General features: G+C 70.4%; 19 protein-coding genes. 10 read left to right on the top strand and 9 right to left on the bottom strand.

Annotation, left to right across the window (positions count from 1 at the left end):
• The first annotated feature begins 126 nt into the window (after nucleotides 1-126).
• Nucleotides 127-255 (top strand): hypothetical protein, encoded by a 129-nt coding sequence (locus ABTV91_RS00535; RefSeq protein WP_433852705.1) that lies wholly within the window; start codon nucleotides 127-129, stop codon nucleotides 253-255.
• Between the two features lie 72 nt (nucleotides 256-327).
• Here ABTV91_RS00535 and ABTV91_RS00530 read toward each other — a convergent pair whose 3' ends face one another.
• The gene (locus tag ABTV91_RS00530) at nucleotides 328-717 is read right to left on the bottom strand and encodes a DUF6165 family protein (RefSeq protein WP_343199434.1); all 390 of its coding nucleotides are present in this window, start codon (nucleotides 715-717) and stop codon (nucleotides 328-330) included.
• A gap of 147 nt (nucleotides 718-864) precedes the next feature.
• Between ABTV91_RS00530 and ABTV91_RS00525 the strand changes: the two genes are divergently transcribed.
• The gene (locus tag ABTV91_RS00525) at nucleotides 865-1,290 is read left to right on the top strand and encodes a hypothetical protein (RefSeq protein WP_433852704.1); all 426 of its coding nucleotides are present in this window, start codon (nucleotides 865-867) and stop codon (nucleotides 1,288-1,290) included.
• An 89-nt stretch (nucleotides 1,291-1,379) separates the two neighbouring features.
• Here the strand turns inward: ABTV91_RS00525 and ABTV91_RS00520 are convergent, their stop codons facing one another.
• Nucleotides 1,380-1,577 (bottom strand): heavy-metal-associated domain-containing protein, encoded by a 198-nt coding sequence (locus ABTV91_RS00520; RefSeq protein WP_433852703.1) that lies wholly within the window; start codon nucleotides 1,575-1,577, stop codon nucleotides 1,380-1,382.
• A 254-nt stretch (nucleotides 1,578-1,831) separates the two neighbouring features.
• Here ABTV91_RS00520 and ABTV91_RS00515 point away from each other — a divergent pair, with 254 nt between their 5' ends.
• The 3 genes from ABTV91_RS00515 to ABTV91_RS00505 all read left to right on the top strand — a co-directional run bounded on the left by ABTV91_RS00515 (nucleotide 1,832) and on the right by ABTV91_RS00505 (nucleotide 5,614).
• Nucleotides 1,832-4,339: a heavy metal translocating P-type ATPase gene (locus ABTV91_RS00515; protein ID WP_433852702.1), complete on the top strand. Its 2,508-nt coding sequence runs from the start codon at nucleotides 1,832-1,834 to the stop codon at nucleotides 4,337-4,339.
• An 82-nt stretch (nucleotides 4,340-4,421) separates the two neighbouring features.
• A complete protein-coding gene (gene cueR, locus ABTV91_RS00510; RefSeq protein ID WP_433852701.1) occupies nucleotides 4,422-4,904 on the top strand; it encodes a Cu(I)-responsive transcriptional regulator in 483 nt (160 codons plus the stop codon).
• A gap of 134 nt (nucleotides 4,905-5,038) precedes the next feature.
• The gene (locus ABTV91_RS00505; RefSeq protein WP_433852700.1) at nucleotides 5,039-5,614 is read left to right on the top strand and encodes an OmpO family porin; all 576 of its coding nucleotides are present in this window, start codon (nucleotides 5,039-5,041) and stop codon (nucleotides 5,612-5,614) included.
• Nucleotides 5,615-5,911: 297 nt separating this feature from the next.
• Here ABTV91_RS00505 and ABTV91_RS00500 read toward each other — a convergent pair whose 3' ends face one another.
• On the bottom strand, nucleotides 5,912-6,382 hold the full coding sequence (locus tag ABTV91_RS00500) for a DUF1456 family protein (protein ID WP_433852699.1): 471 nt from the start codon (nucleotides 6,380-6,382) through the stop codon (nucleotides 5,912-5,914).
• 108 nt (nucleotides 6,383-6,490) lie between these two features.
• Between ABTV91_RS00500 and ABTV91_RS00495 the strand changes: the two genes are divergently transcribed.
• Together ABTV91_RS00495 and ABTV91_RS00490 are read left to right on the top strand one after the other, a co-directional pair.
• Nucleotides 6,491-7,537: an NAD(P)-dependent alcohol dehydrogenase gene (locus tag ABTV91_RS00495; protein WP_433852698.1), complete on the top strand. Its 1,047-nt coding sequence runs from the start codon at nucleotides 6,491-6,493 to the stop codon at nucleotides 7,535-7,537.
• 5 nt (nucleotides 7,538-7,542) lie between these two features.
• Nucleotides 7,543-7,866, top strand: a complete 324-nt coding sequence (locus tag ABTV91_RS00490; protein ID WP_433852697.1) for a DUF6122 family protein — start codon at nucleotides 7,543-7,545, stop codon at nucleotides 7,864-7,866.
• A 34-nt stretch (nucleotides 7,867-7,900) separates the two neighbouring features.
• Here the strand turns inward: ABTV91_RS00490 and ABTV91_RS00485 are convergent, their stop codons facing one another.
• The 3 genes from ABTV91_RS00485 to ABTV91_RS00475 form a co-directional block, all read right to left on the bottom strand.
• A complete protein-coding gene (locus ABTV91_RS00485; protein WP_433852696.1) occupies nucleotides 7,901-8,335 on the bottom strand; it encodes a hypothetical protein in 435 nt (144 codons plus the stop codon).
• A 98-nt stretch (nucleotides 8,336-8,433) separates the two neighbouring features.
• Nucleotides 8,434-9,645 (bottom strand): NAD(P)/FAD-dependent oxidoreductase, encoded by a 1,212-nt coding sequence (locus tag ABTV91_RS00480; RefSeq protein ID WP_433852695.1) that lies wholly within the window; start codon nucleotides 9,643-9,645, stop codon nucleotides 8,434-8,436.
• 21 nt (nucleotides 9,646-9,666) lie between these two features.
• Nucleotides 9,667-10,158: a lipocalin family protein gene (locus ABTV91_RS00475; protein WP_433852694.1), complete on the bottom strand. Its 492-nt coding sequence runs from the start codon at nucleotides 10,156-10,158 to the stop codon at nucleotides 9,667-9,669.
• Nucleotides 10,159-10,290: 132 nt separating this feature from the next.
• Between ABTV91_RS00475 and ABTV91_RS00470 the strand changes: the two genes are divergently transcribed.
• Nucleotides 10,291-10,539, top strand: coding sequence for a hypothetical protein (locus tag ABTV91_RS00470; protein ID WP_433852693.1), 249 nt, complete (start codon nucleotides 10,291-10,293; stop codon nucleotides 10,537-10,539).
• A 126-nt stretch (nucleotides 10,540-10,665) separates the two neighbouring features.
• Nucleotides 10,666-13,113 (top strand): DUF3772 domain-containing protein, encoded by a 2,448-nt coding sequence (locus ABTV91_RS00465; RefSeq protein ID WP_433852692.1) that lies wholly within the window; start codon nucleotides 10,666-10,668, stop codon nucleotides 13,111-13,113.
• A gap of 347 nt (nucleotides 13,114-13,460) precedes the next feature.
• On the opposite strand, the gene ABTV91_RS00460 is transcribed toward ABTV91_RS00465, so the two are convergent.
• Complete coding sequence (locus tag ABTV91_RS00460; protein ID WP_433852691.1) at nucleotides 13,461-15,563, bottom strand: phosphoglycerol transferase I; 2,103 nt, start codon at nucleotides 15,561-15,563, stop codon at nucleotides 13,461-13,463.
• A gap of 310 nt (nucleotides 15,564-15,873) precedes the next feature.
• Entirely contained in the window at nucleotides 15,874-17,595 is a 1,722-nt protein-coding gene (locus ABTV91_RS00455) for an ABC1 kinase family protein (RefSeq protein ID WP_433852690.1), read from the bottom strand.
• A gap of 110 nt (nucleotides 17,596-17,705) precedes the next feature.
• On the opposite strand from ABTV91_RS00455, the gene ABTV91_RS00450 reads away from it, so the two are divergent.
• Nucleotides 17,706-18,614 carry a DUF808 domain-containing protein gene (locus ABTV91_RS00450; RefSeq protein WP_433852689.1) on the top strand — a complete coding sequence of 303 codons (909 nt, stop codon included), beginning with the start codon at nucleotides 17,706-17,708 and terminating at the stop codon, nucleotides 18,612-18,614.
• 56 nt (nucleotides 18,615-18,670) lie between these two features.
• Here the strand turns inward: ABTV91_RS00450 and ABTV91_RS00445 are convergent, their stop codons facing one another.
• The gene (locus tag ABTV91_RS00445) at nucleotides 18,671-19,036 is read right to left on the bottom strand and encodes a helix-turn-helix transcriptional regulator (RefSeq protein ID WP_433852688.1); all 366 of its coding nucleotides are present in this window, start codon (nucleotides 19,034-19,036) and stop codon (nucleotides 18,671-18,673) included.
• Nucleotides 19,037-19,126: the final 90 nt, after the last annotated feature.

The following is a 19,126-nucleotide window of genomic DNA, read 5'->3' as shown; positions in this document are numbered from 1 at the left end:
GCCGCCCGAAGCGCGGCGCAAGGGATGCGCGTCTTGAAAAAGCGGGTTGGCGCCGCGATATTGCAGGATCGGACAACGATCAAGAGAGGGCTCATGGAAGCCATCACGACTGGAATGGTCCAGTGCATGAAGTGCAATACGGTGTACCAACCCGCGATCAAGGTGCTGGAGAGCGTCTGCCCGATGTGCCTGTCGATCAAGACCGCACCGGTGCCGGCCGAACGCGCGCGCGACGCCGCGGCCACCCTGCGCTGAACCACCTCCACGCATGCAACCCCGCGGGCCAGGTCATCGACCTGGCCTTTTCATTGCGCGCGGCCGGGCGGCCTATTCGCCCTGGTACTGCTTTTCCTCGACCAGCGCCGAGCCGGCGACGCGGTTGATCTCGTTCTTGACCGCCACGCGCTCGCCGTTGGTGCCGTAGACACCGCGCGCCAGGGCGATGAAGCCATCGCCGAAATCCTGCGCGGTCTCCTTGGCGCGCAGCTGGTCCTGGATGTCCCACATGCGCTCGTTGATCGCCTTGAGCTGCTGCTTGAGCGCGGCCAGTTCCGGGCGCGCGGCCTGCTGCTGCAGCCACAGCGGCCACAGGCCGTCCAGCTCGGTGCGCACGTTGCCCAGCTTGGCCGCGTCGGCGATGCGTTCGGCCTTGATTTCGAGGATGGTGATCTTGTCGATCAGTTCGCCGATCGATACCGGGGTAAGGATGGTCTGCACGCGCGTGTCGCCGGGGAAGAGTGGCGGCCATGATACCGCCCCGCCGCGCGTGCCCCGGCAGTGCGCCGGAAAGTTGCCGATGAACCGGTGCTGGTGGCGCCGTGCCGCGGCCGCGCACAATGCCGCGTCCCCACACAGGAGAGCTCCATGCCGATACGCCCGTCCCTGCGCCTGCTTGCCGCCACGCTGCTGTGCGCCGGTTCCATCTTTGCCGCCGGCGCCGCCGACCTGTCGCGCCTGCAGGGCGCCTGGCAGCTGCAGTCGGGCGAGTCCGTCGACGGCGACGGCGCGCGCGTGGATTACGCCAGCCGCGGCCTGGCCGGCACCAAGGTGCTGGCCGATGGCCGCTTCGCCTTCACCACCACCAGCAACGGCGTGTTCTGGGCCGGCGGTTCGGGCACCTACGAGGGCGATGGTTCGCGCTACGTGGAGCGGCCGCTGATGGCGTCCTACCCGCTGGAGAACGGCGGCAGCTACGAATTCCGCTACACGCTGGAAGGCGATGTCTGGACGCTCGAGCGCTGGGAGGGCGGACGCCGTGTCGAGCGCGAGGTGTGGAAGCGCCTGCCGTAACCCGGATCGATCCGGTGCCGGTCGGTAGATGCGCGGCTTGCCGCGCATGGGACGTCACCGGGAAAGCGTCATGTGGGGCAGGCCCGCCGTTACGGGTCCTGCCGCGCCGGGAAGCCGGCGTCGTCCAGCGCCTGGGTGAAGCGCTCGGCCGGCTGCGCCGATTCGATGCGCACGCGCTTGCCGGGCAGGTCGATCTCGACCGTCGCGGCCGGGTCCACGTCCTTGACCGTGGCGGTGACGCTGCGCGCGCAGCCGCCGCAGGTCATGTTCTCGATATGCAGGTTCATGGCGGATTCTCCTTGAGGGGAGGGCAGTCTGGAGCTTGCCATGGTGGCAAGGTCAAGGAGCCGGAGGCCGGAGACCAGAGACCAGAGACCAGAGGCCGGAGGTCAGAGGTCAGAGGTCAGAGGTCAGAGGCGAAGGGCCGGGAACATGGAAGGCAAAGCAGGGGCCATGCGCTCCCACTACGTTTCTGGTTCCTGTCCTCTGGTTCCCACCCTGTTGACCTTCCCACGATGGGAAGCTTCAAGATGCCGCCATCATGGACAACCCAGGTGAGCCGGCGATGCGCCAGAACAGCCAGAATCCCGCCCACGACGGCGGACAGACGCAGGATCTCGCGGTCGTGGGCATGACCTGCGCCTCGTGCGTGGGTCGGGTGGAACGCGCGCTGGCCGCCGTGCCCGGCGTGGCCAGCGCCGCGGTGAACCTGGCCACCGGCCGCGCCACGGTGCGCGGCGACGGCGTGGACCGGCAGGCGCTGGTGCGGGCGGTGGAGAAGGCCGGTTACGAAGTGCCCGCGCCGGCGCCGCTGGAGCTGGGCATCGACGGCATGACCTGCGCTTCGTGCGTGGGCCGCGTCGAGCGCGCGCTGGCCAAGGTGCCGGGCGTGCGCTCGGCCAGCGTCAACCTCGCCACCGGCCGTGCGCAGGTGCAGGGCGAAGCCGCGCTGGACACTGCCGCGCTGCTCGCCGCGGTCACCAGGGCCGGCTACGAGGCGCGCGTGCTGGAAGCGGCCGTGGACGGCGACCGCGAAGCGCAGCGCCGCGAAGAAGAACTGCGCGGGCTCCGGCGCGACCTGCTGCTGGCCGCGGCGCTGACCCTGCCGGTGTTCGTGCTGGAAATGGGCGCGCACCTGGTGCCGGCCTTTCATCACGCCATCGCCCGCACGCTGGGCACGCACAACAGCTGGCTGCTGCAGTTCGCGCTGACCACGCTGGTGCTGGCGATCCCCGGCCGCCGCTTCTACCGCGCCGGCATCCCCGCGCTGCTGCGCGCCGCGCCGGACATGAACTCGCTGGTCGCGGTCGGCACGCTGGCCGCCTACGGTTTCTCGCTGGTGGCGACCTTCCTGCCGCGGCTGCTGCCGGCCGGCACCGTCAACGTGTATTACGAAGCGGCGGCGGTCATCGTCACCCTGATCCTGCTCGGGCGCATGCTCGAGGCGCGCGCCAAGGGCCGCACCTCCGAGGCGATCAAGCGCCTGCTCAAGCTGCAGGCCAGGACCGCGCGCGTGCGCCGCGACGGCGGCGCGGTGGAGGTGCCGCTGGCGCAGGTGGCGGCCGGCGACGTGATCGACGTGCGCCCCGGCGAGCGCATCGCCGTCGATGGCGAGGTGGTCGATGGCGACAGCTACGTGGACGAATCGATGATCACCGGCGAACCGGTGCCGGTGGCCAAGGCGGCCGGCGCGCGCGTGGTCGGCGGCACCGTCAACCAGACCGGCACGCTCGGCGTGCGCGCCACCGCCGTTGGTGGCGCCACCGTGCTGGCGCAGATCATCCGCCTGGTAGAACAGGCGCAGGGCGCCAAGCTGCCGATCCAGGGCCTGGTGGACCGCATCACGATGTGGTTCGTGCCGGTGGTGATGGGCCTGGCGCTGCTGACCTTCGCCGCGTGGTGGTGGTTCGGCCCGTCGCCGGCGCTGACCTTCGCCCTGGTCAACGCGGTGGCCGTGCTGATCATCGCCTGCCCGTGCGCGATGGGCCTGGCGACGCCGACCTCGATCATGGTCGGCACCGGCCGCGGCGCCGAACTGGGCGTGCTGTTCCGCAAGGGCGAGGCGCTGCAACTGCTGAAGGAAGCGGCGGTGGTGGCGGTGGACAAGACCGGCACGCTCACCGAAGGCCGGCCGCTGCTGACCGACCTGCACGTGGCCGGCGGCTTCGACCGCGCGCGCGTGCTCGCGCAGGTGGCCGCGGTGGAAGACCGCTCCGAGCATCCGATCGCGCGCGCGATCGTGGGTGCCGCGCAGGCCGAAGGCCTGTCGCTGCCGCCGGTGCAGGCCTTCGAATCGGTCACCGGCCATGGCGTGCGCGCGCAGGTGGACGGCGCGCGCGTGGACGTGGGCGCGGACCGCTTCATGAGCTCGCTCGGACTGGACGTGGCGCCGTTCGCCGAAGTCGCCGCGCGGCTTGGCGAGGACGGCAAGACGCCGCTGTATGCCGCCATCGACGGCCGGCTGGCCGCGGTGATCGCCGTGTCCGATCCGATCAAGGCAGACACCGCCGCGGCCATCGCCCACCTGCACGCGCTGGGGCTGAAGGTGGCGATGATCACCGGCGACAACCGCCGCACCGCCGAGGCCATCGCGCGCCAGTTGGGCATCGACGAGGTCGTGGCCGAAGTGCTGCCGGAAGGCAAGGTCGATGCGGTGAAGCGGCTGAAGGCCGGATACGGCCGCCTGGCCTACGTGGGCGACGGCATCAACGACGCGCCGGCGCTGGCCGCGGCCGACGTCGGCCTGGCGATCGGCACCGGCACCGACGTGGCGATCGAGGCCGCCGACGTGGTGCTGATGTCCGGCAGCCTGCAGGGCGTGCCCAACGCCATCGCGCTGAGCCAGGCGACGATGCGCAACATCGGCCAGAACCTGTTCTGGGCGTTCGCCTACAACACCGCGCTGATCCCGGTGGCGGCCGGCGTGCTGTATCCGTTGTGGGGCGTGCTGCTGTCGCCGGTGTTCGCCGCCGGGGCGATGGCGCTGTCCTCGGTGTTCGTGCTGGGCAATGCGCTGCGGCTGCGGCGCTTCACCCCGGCCAACCCATAGCCGCCGGGTGCCGCCCGGCGGGACAATCGGGGCGTTCGGCAACGTTCCGGCGGGCAGGCCCCGCCGCTGCGAGGAGAAAGCGATGGAAGACGCCATGAACATCGGCCAGGCGGCCCGGGCCACCGGCATCTCGGCCAAGATGATCCGCTACTACGAGGACAGCGGCCTGATCGGCCCGGTGGCGCGCACCCAGGCCGGCTACCGCGTCTACGGTCCGCGCGACATCCACACCCTGGGCTTCATCAAGCGCTCGCGCGACATGGGCTTCAGCGTGGAGCGCATTGGCGAACTGCTGCAGTTGTGGCGTGATCGTTCGCGCCACAGCGCCGACGTCAAGCGCATGGCGCTGGAACACGTGGCGGTGCTGCAGCAGCGCATCGCCGAACTGCAGGACATGGTGACCACGGTCCGCACCTTGGCCGACTGCTGCGCCGGCGACGAGCGGCCGGACTGCCCGATCCTGAGCGACATCGCCACAGGCGCGCCGCTGCATCGCCCGGCCGGGAAAAGCCCGATGAAGGAAAAACGTGTCAAGCCGCGCGCGTGCCAGAAAACGCCTGAATAAAGGCCTAAAAACGCCGTTGGTGGGGCGGCGGAACTTCAGGAAGGGTTGAGCTGGATAACGGAAAAATTACATCCGGACGCAGGCAGCCGCACGAGCCGCCGCGCCACAGACAGTAATTTTGAAGGTGTACCCCCATGAAGACTTCCCCGATTGCCCTGGCCCTGGCGGCCGCCCTCCCGTTCGCCGCTTCCGCTGCCGACAACCTTTCCTACAACTATGTCGAAGGCGACTACGTCAAGACCGACGTGTCCGGCCCCGACGCCGACGGCTGGGCGCTGAAGGGCTCCTGGGCCTTCCACCCGAACTTCCACGTGTTCGGCGACTTCACCCAGCAGAAGGTCGACCACACCGACGCCAAGTTCGACCAGTGGCGCATCGGCGCCGGCTACAACCGCGCCATCGCCACGAGCACCGACCTGGTCGCGCGCGTGGGCTACCAGAAGTTCGACCCGCACCACAGCAACCTGGACTTCGACGGCTACAACGCCGAAGTGGGCCTGCGCAACGCGTTCGGCGAACACGCCGAGGTGTATGCCTTCGCCGGCTACCAGGACTACACCAAGAAGCACGGCGTCAACCCGGACGGCGCCTTCTACGGCCGCCTGGGCGGCCAGGTGAAGTTGAACCAGAACTGGGGCATCAACGGCGACATCAAGATGGACCGCCACGGCAACAAGGAATGGTCGGTCGGCCCGCGCTTCAGCTGGTAAGCAGCCCGCGCGTGTCGAAACGCAGAAAGCCCGGCAATGCCGGGCTTTTTCTTGCATCCGTAGAGGCGGGCTCACCCCGCACGAGGCTCGACCGGCGACACCATGGCCGCCGCTACCTTGGCCCCCGGCTCATCGTTCCCCACACATCCCACGCGCCTGTCGGCGCGCCCCCTTGACTCAAGGGAGGCTCTTCGTCGGTCGCACATGGCGCCATGTCATCGCTCCTACGGAAGGGTGAGGCACATCGGCGTCCAGCCGATCGGATTACGTGGCGATGCGCCGGTTGGCGCGGTTGCTTCACGCGGCGCGCAGGCGCGCGGTCAAGCCCTTGAGGAAGTTGCGCAGCAGCTGGTCGCCGCAGGCGCGGTAGTTCTTGTGGTCCGGCTGGCGGAACAGCGCCGACAGCTCCGGCTTGGACAACGGCAGGCCGGCGGCGGCGAAGATCGCGTGCATGTCCACGTCCTTGAGCTGGAAGGCCACGCGCAGCTTCTTCAACACCAGGTTGTTGGTGATGCGCGTTTCAGGCGCGCGCTGCGGCTGCGATTCGTCGCGGCCGCGGAAGTGGTAGATCAGGCCGTCGAGGAAACGCGCCAGCACGGCGTCCGGGCAGGCCTCGAACAGCGGCTCGTCGTCGCGGCGCAGGAAGTCGTGCACCTGCGCCTGGTCCACGTCGAACGCCGGGTCGGCCAGCTGGATCAGGTCCACCACGTGCCTGTCGCCCAGGTCGAGCATGTAGCGGATGCTGCGCAGTACGTCGTTGTTGATCATCACCACTCCGGAACGGCCGCGGCGCGACTGCCCGGCAGGCGCACAGTGTAACGCCGCCGCCGGGTGCGGCCGGTACAATCCGCTGCGATCCATCCCCCGGGACATGCCATGCACACCCCCGCCTACGCCGCGCTTTCGGCCGGCGCGCCGCTGCAACCCCTGGCCATCGAACGCCGCGCGCTGCGCCCGGACGACGTGGCCATCGACATCCTGTACTGCGGCGTCTGCCACTCGGACCTGCACCAGGTCCGCAACGACTGGGGCGGTTCGCGTTACCCGATGGTGCCGGGCCACGAGATCATCGGCCGGGTGCGCGCGGTGGGCAGCGCCGTCGCGCGGCTGAAGGTGGGCGACGCGGTGGGCGTGGGCTGCATGGTCGACAGCTGCCGGCAGTGCGACCAGTGCGCGCACGGCGAGGAGCAGTTCTGCCGGCAGGGGCCGACGATGACCTACAACGGCCGCGACCGCATCAGCGGCGAGACCACCCAGGGCGGTTATTCGCGCATGATCGTGGTGCGCGAGGAGTTCGCCATCGGACTTTCGCCGCAGCTGGACCTGGCGCGCGCCGCGCCGCTGCTGTGTGCCGGCATCACCACCTGGTCGCCGCTGCGCCATTACGGCGCCGGTCCCGGCACGCGGCTGGGCGTGGTCGGCCTGGGCGGGCTGGGGCACATGGCGGTCAAGCTCGGCGTGGCGCTGGGCTGCGAGGTCACCCTGGTGACCGGCAGCGCGGCCAAGGCCGACGACGCGCGCGCGCTCGGCGCGCACCGGGTGCTGTTGTCGCGCGATGCCGAGGCGATGAAGGCGGCCGCCTCGTCGATGGACCTGATCATCGACACGGTGCCGGTGGCGCACGAGCTGGACCCCTACGTGCGCCTGCTCGACGTGGAAGGCCGCATCGTCGTGGTCGGCGCGCTGGAGCAGATGCCGGTCAACGCCGCGGCGCTGATGCGCGGCCGCCGGCAGGTGTCCGGCTCGCTGATCGGCGGCATCGCGCAGACCCGCGAACTGCTGGAATTCTGCGCCGCGCGCGGCGTCTACCCGGAGTGCGAGTCGATCCCGATCCAGCGCATCGACGAGGCCTTCGCGCGCATGGAGCGTTCGGACGTGAAGTACCGCTTCGTCATCGACATGGCCTCGCTGGCCGGCGCCTGAGCGGCATGGGACTGCGCGCGATCCTGCATCTGTGCCTGCACGCGGCGGTGCCGGCGCTGCTCGCCTGGCTGTTCTGGCGGCCGCGGTTCACCCGCGCCTGGCTGCTGATGCTGCTGGGCTGGGTGATCGACCTGGACCACCTGTTGGCCGATCCGGTCTATGCGCCGGACCGCTGCAGCATCGGCTTCCACCCGCTGCACACCGCGCCGGCGGCCGCGGTCTACGCCGGCCTGCTGCTGCCGCGCCGCACCCGGCTGTTCGGCATCGGCCTGCTGCTGCACCTGGCGCTAGACGCCATCGACTGCGCGTGGATGCGCTGCGGCGGTTGATCGTTTCCCGGGAGCGGGGCGGTGACGCCGGCGGTCACCAGCCGTACCACGGGCCCGGGCCGTAGCCGAACGGACCGGCGCCCTTGCCCTGGCTGATGTGGATGTTCAGGTCCACGCGGCGGGTCTTGCCTTCGTCGGTGTTGTAGTTCTTGCCGAGGTTGATGTCGGCCGAACTCCAGTGGCTGTTGCCGTAGGCCTTGGAGTAACCGATGCCGGTGCTGAGCGTACCGTGCACCTGCAGCTTGTCGTCGACCACCGTCGCGGTGGTGGCGTCCCTGCGCGGCGCCGGGCCGCTGTGGTCGCCGTAATAGGTGCCCGGGGCATCGGCCTGGTAGGACGGATCGTTGAGATAGCGCATCGGCGCCTGCGGCACGCTCAGGTCCAGCGAACCCGGCGCGTTGCCGGCCGGCTGGGCCATCGCCAGGGTCGGCGCCAGCAGGCAGGCAAGCATCATGGGGAACCGGTTCATCGCGCTGGCGCTCCTGGCTGGGGCCGTCATCGTGGCAGGTGGGACACGCCGACGCTAGCGCGGCGGCGGTGAACCGGGCCTGTCGTGGCCGGCGCGGCTCAGTCCAGGCGCGCGAACCCGAACAGCCGCGCCAGCCGGTGCCGCCGCCGTTCGATGGCCGCGCGCAGCAGGCCGGCGCCGACCATCGAATAGGTGATGCCGTTGCCGCCGTAGGCCATGGCGAACAGCACGCGCGCGCCCCACTGCGGGTGCGCGCCGAAGAACGGCAGCCCGTCGCGGGTCTCGGCGAAGGTGCCAGCCCAGGCGAAGGCCGGCGTCACCGGCAGGTGCGGGAACAGCCGCCGCACCTTCGCCGCCAGCCCGTGTGCCTTGCGCTCCACGCGCGCATCGCGTCGCGCCGGTATGTCCACGGCGTCGTCCTCGCCGCCGACCAGCAGGCGCAGATCGGCGGTGCTGCGCAGGTACAGATAGGGGCGCGCCGATTCCCACAGCATGGTCCGGCGCAGCGGGCCGAGCGCGTCGGCCGGCAGCGGATCGGTGACGAAGGCGTAGCTGCTGCGGTTGCGCGCCACGCGCTGGTCGAGCCAGCGCTCGTTGGCGTAGCCGGCGGCCAGCACCACGTGGCCGCAGCGCACCTGCACGCCGTCGCTGGTGGTCGCGACCACGCCGCGCGAGGTCGGGTGCAGCTGCGCGATGGTGGTGCGGTCGAACACCTGCGCGCCGCGCCGCTGCACGCGCGCCAGCAGGCGGTGCGCCATGCGGTACGGGTCCAGGCTGGCGGCCAGGTCGCTGAGGATGGCTGCAGACGCCTGGAAGCCGTACGCGGCCAGCAGGTCGTCCGGCTCCAGCCAGTGCACGGCGAACCCGTGCTTCCGGCGCAGTTCGTACTCGGCTCGCAGGTCGGCGCGGTGACGCCGGCGGCTGGCGTAGTAGAGGCTGTCGCCGCGGCGGAAATCGACGCCGCGCACCTCCGCCGCCAGGGCCTGCAGCGCCGGGATCGCCTCCGCGCAGGCGCGGTAGGCCAGCACCGCGGCGTCTTCGCCGTAGCGAACGGCCAGGTCGATCATGTGCGTGTCGATCTCGTACTGCAGCAGGGCGGTGCTGGCCGCGCTGGAACCCCAGCCGATGTCGCGTTGTTCCACCACCGCCACGTCGTGTCCGTGGCGGACCAGTTCGTCGGCCACCAGCGCGCCGGTGATGCCGCCGCCGACCACCAGGACATCGCAGCGCAGCGCCCGCGCCAGCGGCGGATAGGCGTGCATCAGCCCGTTCCTGACCGCCCAGAACGGATAGCCGCTTTTCAGGTCCATGGGGCGCGGCGCGGTGCCGGGTCAGGCGGTGGGGTGGCCGGTGTGCGGCGTGTGGATCAGGCGTTCCACGTCGAACCCCTGCTGGCGCGCGTAGGCGATGTAGTGCTGGCGCGTGGTCTCGTCCATGCGCGGCTCGCGCGCCAGCAGCCACAGGTATTTGCGGTCCGGGCTGCCGACCAGCGCGGTGGTGTAGCCGCCATCGACCAGGATCACCCAGTAGTCGCCCTTGGTGAACGGAATCCAGCGCAGTCCTTCGGGCAGGAAGCTCACCTCCAGGCGGCTGTTGGAGGCATCGACCGGCCTGGCCTGGCCGATGGCTTCCTCCAGTTCGCCGCCGCGCAGGCAGCGGTTGCGCACGCGCACGCTGCCGTCCTCGTCGAGCGTGTAGTGCGCGCTGACGTCGGTGGCCTCTTCCGGCTCGTGGCGCATCGGCAGGCGGTCGATCTCGTACCAGGTGCCGAGATAGCGCGGCAGGTCGAGGGCGGCGACGGTGGGCAGGGGCGGATGGTCCATGACGGCTCCAGTGGGGGGAGGGCCCTGCAGCTATAGGCCAGCGGCGGTGAATGCGGCGTGCGGGCGGCGGCGCCGTATCCGTCAACGGCGCGCTTGCGCTAGGCTTGCAGGCTGCGAAAACGGGAGAGCCCGATGTACGCCGTGATCCTTCTCAAGGGCCCGGAGCGCTATGCGCGCGAACGCTGGGAGCAGGTGCCGGACCTGGTCGATTACGAGGGCGAAAGCTATTCGCTGCGCGCCGGGCCGCGGCAACCGCTGCCGACCGACCGGCAGTGGGACCCGGTGGCGGTGTACGCGCCCGACGAGCTGACCGAGGAAGAATTCCAGGACCTGTACGAGTCGCTCCGCGCCCAGGTCGCCGAGCTGGGGCTGAAGTACTGAGCGAGGCACGGCGCCGCTGACGCCGCGCCCGCGCCGGGTCGATCCGCCATTGTCGGAGCGTGGACGCGCGCTGACTTATAGTCCGTGCACGCGCGGTGGTCCGCGCCCGTCCATGGATGCGCCGCCTTGTTCTTCCGCCGCCGTTTGCCGCTGTTGCGCGCGTTGTTGCTGGTGTTCCTGCTGGCGGGCGGGGCATCGCCCTTGGCGGCTTTCGCCGCCGATGCCGTCGCCGCCGACGCGGCCTCGCCACAGGCGCGCATCGGCCAGGCCGAGCGCGCGCTGCAGGCGGTACGCCGCTCGCTGGACGATGCCGACGCGCCCGAGACGCTGAGGACGCTCGCCGAACAGGCGCTGCAGGCCAAGCGCGACGCCGATGCCGCGGTGGCCGCGCTGATGCCGCAGCTGGAACAGGTCGACGCGCGCATCGCCCAGCTCGGTCCGCTGGACGACGGCGCCACCGAGGAGCGCAGCATCGGCCGCCAGCGCAGCGCGCTGGACCAGCAGCGCAGCCAGCTCGACGCGGACATCAAGCGCGGCAAACTGCTGGCCGAGGACGCCAGGCAGCTGAGCGATTCCATCGAGAAGACGCGCAGCCAGCAGTTCGGCGAGCAGCTCGGACGCAGGGTCGGTTCGCCGCTGTCGCCGGCACTGTGGCGGGAGTTCGCGACCCGCCTGCCGGACGACCTGGTACGCCTGCAGGGCCTGTACCGGCAGGCCGCCGGCGGCTTGAGGAGCGCCGTGGCCGCGCATGGCTGGACCTCGCCGCTGCTCGGAGCGGCGCTGGCGCTGCTGATGGTGTTCCCGCTGCGCTGGTGGCTGCGCCACCTCGGCCGCCGCTACGCCGCGTCCGGGCATGCGCCGGACGGACGCCTGCGCCGTTCGGGCCTGGCCGTCTGGCTGCTGCTGGTCGGCACGCTGCTGCCGGGTTTCGCCGCGGTCGTGCTGCTCGCCGGCCTGCGCGGGATCTCGGCGATTCCGCCGCGGCTGGAATCGGTGGCCGACATCTTCGTCCTGGCTACCTTCGTCGCGGCGTTCTACGCGGCGCTGGCGGGCAGCCTGCTGGCGCCGGACCGGCCCTCGTGGCGCCTGCTCAACATCGATGACGTGGCCGCGCGGCCCCTGTGCCGGTTCGCCTGGGGCGCGGCCGGCGTGACCTGGCTGAGCGCGCTGCTGCGCGAGATCAACCGGTCGGCGCGCACGTCGACCGTGAGCACGGTGACGCTCGACGGCCTGGTCGCCCTGGCCTACGTGGCGCTGATCATGGCGGTGCTGGTGACGCTGGCGCGGCTGCATCGTCGTCGCGCCGCCGAGGCCGCGCTGGCCGAACGGCAGGCAGACGCGTCGACCGGCGCGCGGCCGCCGCGCGCCGCGCGCAGCGGTTGGCTGGTGCTGGCGCGCCTGGGCGGCCACCTAACCGTGCTGTCGGCGCTGGTGGCGACCCTGCTGGGCTATCTCAACTTCGCCCTGTTCGTGGCGCAGCAGATGGTGTGGGTCACCGTGGTGGTCATGGCGGTATCGCTGCTGACCCGCTTCGCCGACGATGCGTCGCTGTGGCTGTTCGCCCCGGACAGCGCCTTCGGCCGTACCCTGCGCCTGTCCACCGGCGTGCAGGCCGCGCGGCTGGAACAGGCCGGCGTGCTGCTGTCGGCGGTGCTGCGGATCGGCGTGGTGGTGCTGGGCGCGGCCGCGGTGGCGGTGTGGTTCGGCAACGCCGCGGCCTTGTCCGCCTGGGCCGATACGCTGAACGCCGGGCTGCAGATCGGCGGGCAGGCGCTGCGCCCGTCGGCGGTGCTGTGGGCGGTGGTGGTGCTGCTGCTTGGGCTGGGCCTGATGAAGGTGCTGCAGCAGTGGCTGGTGGATACCTGGCTGCCGAAAACCGGCCTGGATACCGGCGCGCGCAATTCGATCAGCACCGTCGCCCGCTACCTGGGCATCGCGCTGGCGGTGCTGTGGGCGCTGGCCACGCTGGGCATCGGCTTCGAGAAGCTGGCGCTGCTGGCCAGCGCGCTGTCGGTGGGCATCGGCTTCGGCCTGCAGGCGATCACCCAGAACTTCGTCTCCGGCCTGATCCTGCTCGCCGAGCGCCCGGTGAAGATCGGCGACTGGGTGAAGATCGGCGACCAGGAAGGCGACATCCGCCGCATCTCGGTGCGTTCGACCGAGATCCAGGTGGGCGACAAGTCCACGCTGATCGTGCCCAACTCCGAGCTGATCACCAAGACCATCCGCAACATGACGATGGCCAACGCGCTGGGCCGCATCCAGATCCAGTTCTCGGTGCCGCTGGGCACCGACGTGGCGAAGGTGCGGCAGCTGCTGCTGGACATCTTCGCCGGCAATACGAAAATCCTGGCCGACCCGGCGCCGTCGGTATTCATCGACGCGATCGGCGGCGGCCTGGTGGCGCTGAACTGCTTTGCCTACGTATCCAGCCCGCGCGATGTCTACGGCGCGCGCAGCGACGTGCTGTTCGAACTGCTGCGCGCCACGGCCGAGCAGGGCATCGCGCTGGCGACGCCCACCGACGTGCGCCTGGTGCGCGGCGACCCGCAGGCGCCTGGATCGGCGGTGTAGGACCCCGGCACGTCGTTGTCGTAGGAGCGGCTTCAGCCGCGAACGCCTTCCGGGCAGGCCGCAGGAGCGTTCGCGGCTGAAGCCGCTCCTGCGGGATGTGCGTGCGCGTTGCTGTTTCCTGCTTCCACGTGCCACGCATGGCGTGCGCGGCGATCCTGTCGCGCAGAATGATCGCGCTGGTGGCGCCCCCCGACACGCGGCAACCCAGTAATCGCGCGAATCGGAGATGCGGAAACCTTGACATGTCGTAGGAGCGGCTTCAGCCGCGAATGCTCCTGTGGCCTGCCCGGAAGGCGTTCGCGGCTGAAGCCGCTCCTACGACGTGCCGGTCGACAGGACGGCCGGGCTCAGGAGCGCGGCCGGCCGCGGATCGCCGGTACCAGGGCGTAGCTGTCCACCGCCAGTTTCTCGGCGTGGCCCAGCCAGGCGCGGATCTCCAGGTCGTCGATCTCCTCGTCCAGCCCCAGCGGCAGGGTGATGCGGCCGTCGCTGTCGGGCGTCACCCATTGCTGGGCCACCACCACCCTGCGCTGCGAGGACACGGCCTCGACCCAGAACGCGCGCTCGGGGCGCTGGCTGGCGTAGAGCTCGAGCACGTAGCGGCCCGGCCGCGTGTGCTGTGCCTGGCGGCTGATCATGCGCGACTGGCGCACGCTCGGGCGCGGGCCGTGGAACGGCTCCAGCGGCGCGTCGACGGCGATGCCGCGGCGCAGTTGCGCGTCGCGGTACAGGCGCATGCCTTGGTCGCTGTCCACCAGCAGCGCGCACCATTGGCCATCGGCCGAGGCGTCCTCGAAGGCGGTGCAGCGGTCCACGTAGGCCAGGCGGTGGCTGGGGTCGGCTTCGTCGAACCGGCGCGAGGTGTTTTCCAGGTACACCGATTCCAGCGCCCACTGCGCGTCGTACTCCAGCAGCACCGGCGGCTGCACCTTCTGCACGCCGACCAGCACCTGGCCGTCGTCCAGGCGCAGCATGCGCGTCTTCTCGCCCAGCCACAGCGAGCGCGCGAAGGCGCGGTAGCGCGCGTAGTCGGCCGGGTCGGCCTTGAGCGCGGCGACGCTGGCGCTGGCCGCGCGCGGGGTGGCCAACAGCGAGCGGCCGAAGCCGATCGCGTCGATGGCCGGGTCCAGCAGCTGCAGCAGGGTCGCGCCCGAGTCCAGGGTGGTGCCCGCGCCGGCGGTCAGCTGGCGCGGCGCGATGTCCTTGCCCAGGAACAGCAGCAGGTTCTCGCGCTGCAGGGTTTCCAGCACGTGGCTCAGGTCGTTGGGCATGGCCAGGTGGTCGGAGGCGACCACCACCAGCGTGTCGTCGCCGAACTCGCTGGCGCGGATGCGGTCCACCAGCCGCGCGATCAGCCGGTCGCTGCACTTGAGCGCATTGAGCAGGCCGATGTCGCCATGCTCGCTGCGGTAGCGCGTGCCCTTGCAGGCCACCGGCAGGTGCCCGGCCGGATGGTGCGTGTCCATGGTCAGCGCGGTGAGCATGAACGGCTGGCCGGCGCGCGAGAGTTCGATGAAGCGGTCGAAAGCGCGCTCCAGCAGCACGTCGTCGTGGATGCCCCAGTTGGAGAAATGCCTGGCGGCGATGCGCTGCTGCCTGAACCAGGCCAGGTCGCGGATGTCGTCGAAGCCATGGCTGGCGAGGAAATCGGCCTTGGCCGCGAACTGGCCGTTGGCGCCGCCGATGTAGTGGTTGCCGTAGCCCTGCCGCTTGAGGTAATCGCCCAGGCAGACCGCCTCGGGCAGGAAGTGGCCCATGCGGCCCATGCTGTTCTCGTCGCCCTGCGCGGTGGTCAGCGGCACGCCGCACATCGACGAGACCAGCCCGGCGATCGTCCAGCCGCTGCCGTCGGCCGACGCGATGCCGCGGAAATCCAGCGCCTCGCCGGCGAGCCGGCGCAGGTTGGGCATCAGCCCGGGGAACACCGTTTCGTCCAGGTAAGTGCGTTCCAGGCTCTCGCCGTAGATCCACACGATGTTCTTCGGCCGCGCCAGCGCCCGCGTCGGGACCACGTACTCCGGCGCCACCGCGCTGTAGTCGACCGGCTTCGCCTGCTGGTACAGGCGGCGCGCGTCGCCATACAGGGGGCTGCCGAGCGTGGTCGCGACCAGCAGCGCGGCGAACGCCGTGCTCAGCGCGCCGCCATGCCGCGGCAGGCGGAAACGGCGCACGCGCACCAGCAGCAGCGGGCTCAGCGAAAGCAGGAAAAGGGCCACGAACGCGGCGATGTAGCCGTTGAAATCAGCGACGCCGGCGCCTTCCATGTCGCTGCGCAGGTGGTAGAGCGTGGCCGAATTGATGCCGTCGCCGCTGAGCCGGTCGATCAGCCACCAGGCGCTGAAGGCCAGCAACAGCAGCGACAGCAGGCCCGCCTTGAGCCGCGCCAGCGTGGAGGTCGTCAGCAACAGCAGGAACAGCGCGGGCAGGTACAGCCAGAAGGTCCAATGCATGCGGTCGCTTGGTAGTGGAAACGAAGGCGCCCGGTGCGGGGGAGGAGGGCGCGATCCACGGCTTCATACAGGCGCATGAAACGCGGACGACCGAATCATGCACAGACGAACCTGACTGAAATGTTTGCTGGAAACGGCACAGTGCGCATCGTGTCGGGCACCGTGGAACCGCCGCCGATTCGCGGGCGAAGATCGCTCTGTCGCAACGCATCGCGTGTTGCAGCGTGGTGGAGCGATGATGCGATGCGCCTGCGGGACACGCCGGATAGGGCCGGTTCGCCGCGGCTGCCGCGTGCCTCGCGGGATGCCGTCAGCGGTGCCCGCGTTCCTCGCGCGCGCGTGCGCGGGTGCGGCGGTCGAACAGCAGCGCGCTGAGGATCAGGCCAAGGCCGATCACCACGCCCACCAGGAACAGCAGCATCGCGAACGCCGGGTAGCCGAACAGCGAGAAGCGGCTGGGCACGCGCATCAACAGCGCCGAGGACAGCAGCAGCGCGGCGGTGATCAGGCCGGCGGCGATGCGGTTGGCGACCTTCTGGATGTTCTCCATCAGCCGCGATTCCTCCAGCCCGGTGACCTTCATCTGCAGGCGGTTCTCGGCCACGAGGCTGAGGATGTCGGACATGCGCCGCGGCCCGGTGCGCAGCAGTTGCTGCAGTTCCATCGCCTCGCTGGCGAGGTTGGCCACCGACAGCGACTTGCCCAGGCGCGCGCGCATCACGTGCTGCAGCTGCTGCTCCACCACGCGGCGCGTATCCAGCTCCGGCGCCAGCAGCCGGCACGCGCCCTCCAGGTTGAGCAGGGCCTTGCCCAGCAGGCTCAGCTCCGGCGGCGTGCGCAGGTCGCAGGCGGTGGCGATGCGCACGATCTCCAGCACCACGCGGCCTTCGGACAGGGTGCCGTTGGCGGCGTAGCGGGCGATCATCTGCCCGGTCAGGCGCAGGTAGCGTTCCTCGTCGTAGTCCTCCAGGCGCGTGCTGATGCCGATGATCTCGTCGGCCACTTCCTCGCCGCGCCCGTCCACCGCGGCGAACAGCACCTTGAGCAGGCGCTCGCGCAGGCGCGGCGGCACGTGCGCGACCATGCCCAGGTCGAACACCGCCAGGCGCTGGTCGTCGGTCACGCGCAGGTTGCCCGGGTGCGGGTCGGCGTGGATCTCGCCGTGCACGAAAATCTGGTCGAGATAGCCGCGCACCAGCGCCGCGGCCAGCGGCTGCATCGACTGCTCGGTGCGCCGCACCGGCGGAATCGCGTCCACGCGCACGCCGTGCACCAGTTCCATGGTCAGCACGCGCCGCCGGCACAGGTCCCACAGCGGCTGAGGCACCCACAGCTCCGGGTACGGCGCCAGGTGCTGGCCGAAGCGCGCCAGGTTCGCCGCTTCCGCCTCGTAATCCAGCTCCATGCGCAGGGTCGTGGCGAACTCGTCCAGCCAGTCGGCGAAGCGCACGCGGCGACCGACGCGGGTCAGGTGGTCGGCGGCGCTGGCAAAGCTGCGCAGCACGGCGATGTCCGAGCGCAGCTGCGCGGCGACATCGGGCTTCTGCACCTTGATCGCCACCTCGCGGCCGTCGTGCAGCACGGCGCGGTGGACCTGGGCGATGGACGCGCAGCCCAGCGGCTCGGGGTCGAACAGCGCGAACAGCTTGTTGACCGGCGCGCCCAATTCCTCCTCGATCACCTCGCGGATCTGCTCCACCGGGATGGGCGCGACCTGCTCCTGCATGCGTTCCAGCGCGGTGACGTACTCGGGCGGGATCATGTCCGGGCGCGTGGACAGCACTTGGCCGAGCTTGACGAAGGTCGTGCCCAGCGCCTCCAGGTCGCGCACGAACTGCGCCGGGTCGGCGTCCTCGGGGAGCTTGGCGTTGCGCGGCAGTTCGCCGTCCAGCTGCAGCCCGGAGAACACGCCCGAATTGCGGTAGCGCAGCAGCAGCTTCAGGATCTGCTGGCGCCGGCTCATGCCGCCGACGGTCGTGGGTGCGCCCTGTTCGTGTTTCGCAGCAGTCAAGACACTCTCCCCGCTCGGCATGATCGGGCAGTGTCGCCGCCGGGTGGTGGTCGAGGAGTGAACGCGCGCCCCCATGTCGCGACGGCCCGCGATGCGGGACAATCCGCGCGTCCCCCTACCCACGGTGCCCCATGGCTGGAGCCGGCCTGTTCGCCCTGCTAGACGATATCGCCACCCTGCTTGACGACGTTTCCATCCTGACCAAGGTCGCGGCCAAGAAGACCGCCGGCGTGCTCGGCGACGACCTGGCGCTCAACGCGCAGCAGGTTACCGGCGTCAGCGCGGCGCGCGAACTGCCGGTGGTATGGGCGGTGGCAAAGGGGTCGCTGCTCAACAAGGCGATCCTGGTGCCGGCGGCGCTGGCGATCAGCGCGTGGCTGCCCTGGGCGATCACGCCGTTGATGATGCTCGGCGGCGCCTTCCTCTGCTACGAGGGCGTGGAGAAACTGGCGCACAAGTTCCTGTACGGCAAGGAGGACGAGCAGCGGCACGCCGAACGCGTACAGGCGCTGGCCGATGCCGACGTGGACATGGTCGCCTGGGAAAAGGACAAGGTGCGCGGCGCGATCCGCACCGATTTCATCCTCTCGGCCGAGATCATCGTGCTGTCGCTGGGCGTGGTGGCGCACGTGCCGTTCCTGCAGCGCGTGCTGGTGCTGGCGGCCATCGCGCTGGCGATGACCGTGTTCGTCTACGGGCTGGTGGCCGGCATCGTCAAACTCGACGACATCGGCCTGTGGCTGCTGCGCCGCGGCCGTGCCGCGGCCGCGTTGGGCCGCGCCATCCTGCGCGCGATGCCGTGGCTGATGCGCGGCCTGTCGATCGCCGGCACCGCGGCGATGTTCCTGGTCGGCGGCGGCATCCTCGTGCACGCTATACCGGCCCTGCACCACCTCGTGGTGGGCTGGATTCCCTCGCCGTCCTGGGAGATGGCCGCCAACGCGCTGGGCAGCGTGGTGGTGGGCATCCTCGCCGGCGCGCTGGTGCTCGCTGCGGTGACAGGGATACAGCGCCTGCGTGGCGGGAAGTCCGCGCATTGAGCGTTACGCACCCCATGGGATGAGGATTCCGCAGGGTGCCGTTTCGATGGCGCTTCTCAGGTGCGTGACGTCGTGCGCGCCTCAAGCATCTGCAACACCATCCTGCGCGTGGCCGAGCGGGCGTTGCGGAACGCCAGCAGCAGACGCCGTTCGACAGGATCGTCGACCAGCTCGGCGTCGGCGGCCGGCGTCCAGTCTTCGCACAGCGAGGGTTCTCCCCGCCCCGTCGCCAGCCACTCATACGAGACTTCCGTGGCCAGGGCGATGGCGATCAGGCGCGCGCTGCTGGGCGAAATGCCGGTAACGCTTTCCCAGTTGCCGACCGCGCTGCGGCTGACCCGCAGTTCCGCGGCCAGTTCGCCCTGCGTCATCTTCTTCCGTTGCCGCGCCATGCGGATTCGTATTCCCAGGCTTCCCGCCATATCACTTCCTTCCCCCTACAGGAACATGGCCATTATAGGCATGGCCGGGCTGGGGCCGCCTCATGAAAGCTCACGCCTGATTCCGCGATG

Origin of the sequence: Stenotrophomonas nitritireducens (assembly GCF_050984405.1) — a bacterium.
GTDB classification, from domain to species: Bacteria; Pseudomonadota; Gammaproteobacteria; order Xanthomonadales; family Xanthomonadaceae; genus Stenotrophomonas; species Stenotrophomonas nitritireducens_B.
This window is presented reverse-complemented; position numbering and strand designations above follow the sequence as displayed.

Coding starts and splice junctions, on each gene's coding strand:
- ABTV91_RS00495 (WP_433852698.1), top strand. CDS start 6,491: ATGCACACCCCCGCCTACGCCGCGCTTTCGGCCGGCGCGCCGCTGCAA.
- ABTV91_RS00520 (WP_433852703.1), bottom strand. CDS start 1,577: ATGAACCTGCATATCGAGAACATGACCTGCGGCGGCTGCGCGCGCAGC.
- ABTV91_RS00445 (WP_433852688.1), bottom strand. CDS start 19,036: ATGGCGGGAAGCCTGGGAATACGAATCCGCATGGCGCGGCAACGGAAG.
- ABTV91_RS00455 (WP_433852690.1), bottom strand. CDS start 17,595: ATGCCGAGCGGGGAGAGTGTCTTGACTGCTGCGAAACACGAACAGGGC.
- ABTV91_RS00450 (WP_433852689.1), top strand. CDS start 17,706: ATGGCTGGAGCCGGCCTGTTCGCCCTGCTAGACGATATCGCCACCCTG.
- ABTV91_RS00505 (WP_433852700.1), top strand. CDS start 5,039: ATGAAGACTTCCCCGATTGCCCTGGCCCTGGCGGCCGCCCTCCCGTTC.
- ABTV91_RS00490 (WP_433852697.1), top strand. CDS start 7,543: ATGGGACTGCGCGCGATCCTGCATCTGTGCCTGCACGCGGCGGTGCCG.
- ABTV91_RS00460 (WP_433852691.1), bottom strand. CDS start 15,563: ATGCATTGGACCTTCTGGCTGTACCTGCCCGCGCTGTTCCTGCTGTTG.
- ABTV91_RS00535 (WP_433852705.1), top strand. CDS start 127: ATGAAGTGCAATACGGTGTACCAACCCGCGATCAAGGTGCTGGAGAGC.
- ABTV91_RS00525 (WP_433852704.1), top strand. CDS start 865: ATGCCGATACGCCCGTCCCTGCGCCTGCTTGCCGCCACGCTGCTGTGC.
- ABTV91_RS00485 (WP_433852696.1), bottom strand. CDS start 8,335: ATGAACCGGTTCCCCATGATGCTTGCCTGCCTGCTGGCGCCGACCCTG.
- cueR (WP_433852701.1), top strand. CDS start 4,422: ATGGAAGACGCCATGAACATCGGCCAGGCGGCCCGGGCCACCGGCATC.
- ABTV91_RS00500 (WP_433852699.1), bottom strand. CDS start 6,382: ATGATCAACAACGACGTACTGCGCAGCATCCGCTACATGCTCGACCTG.
- ABTV91_RS00480 (WP_433852695.1), bottom strand. CDS start 9,645: ATGGACCTGAAAAGCGGCTATCCGTTCTGGGCGGTCAGGAACGGGCTG.
- ABTV91_RS00470 (WP_433852693.1), top strand. CDS start 10,291: ATGTACGCCGTGATCCTTCTCAAGGGCCCGGAGCGCTATGCGCGCGAA.
- ABTV91_RS00475 (WP_433852694.1), bottom strand. CDS start 10,158: ATGGACCATCCGCCCCTGCCCACCGTCGCCGCCCTCGACCTGCCGCGC.
- ABTV91_RS00515 (WP_433852702.1), top strand. CDS start 1,832: ATGGACAACCCAGGTGAGCCGGCGATGCGCCAGAACAGCCAGAATCCC.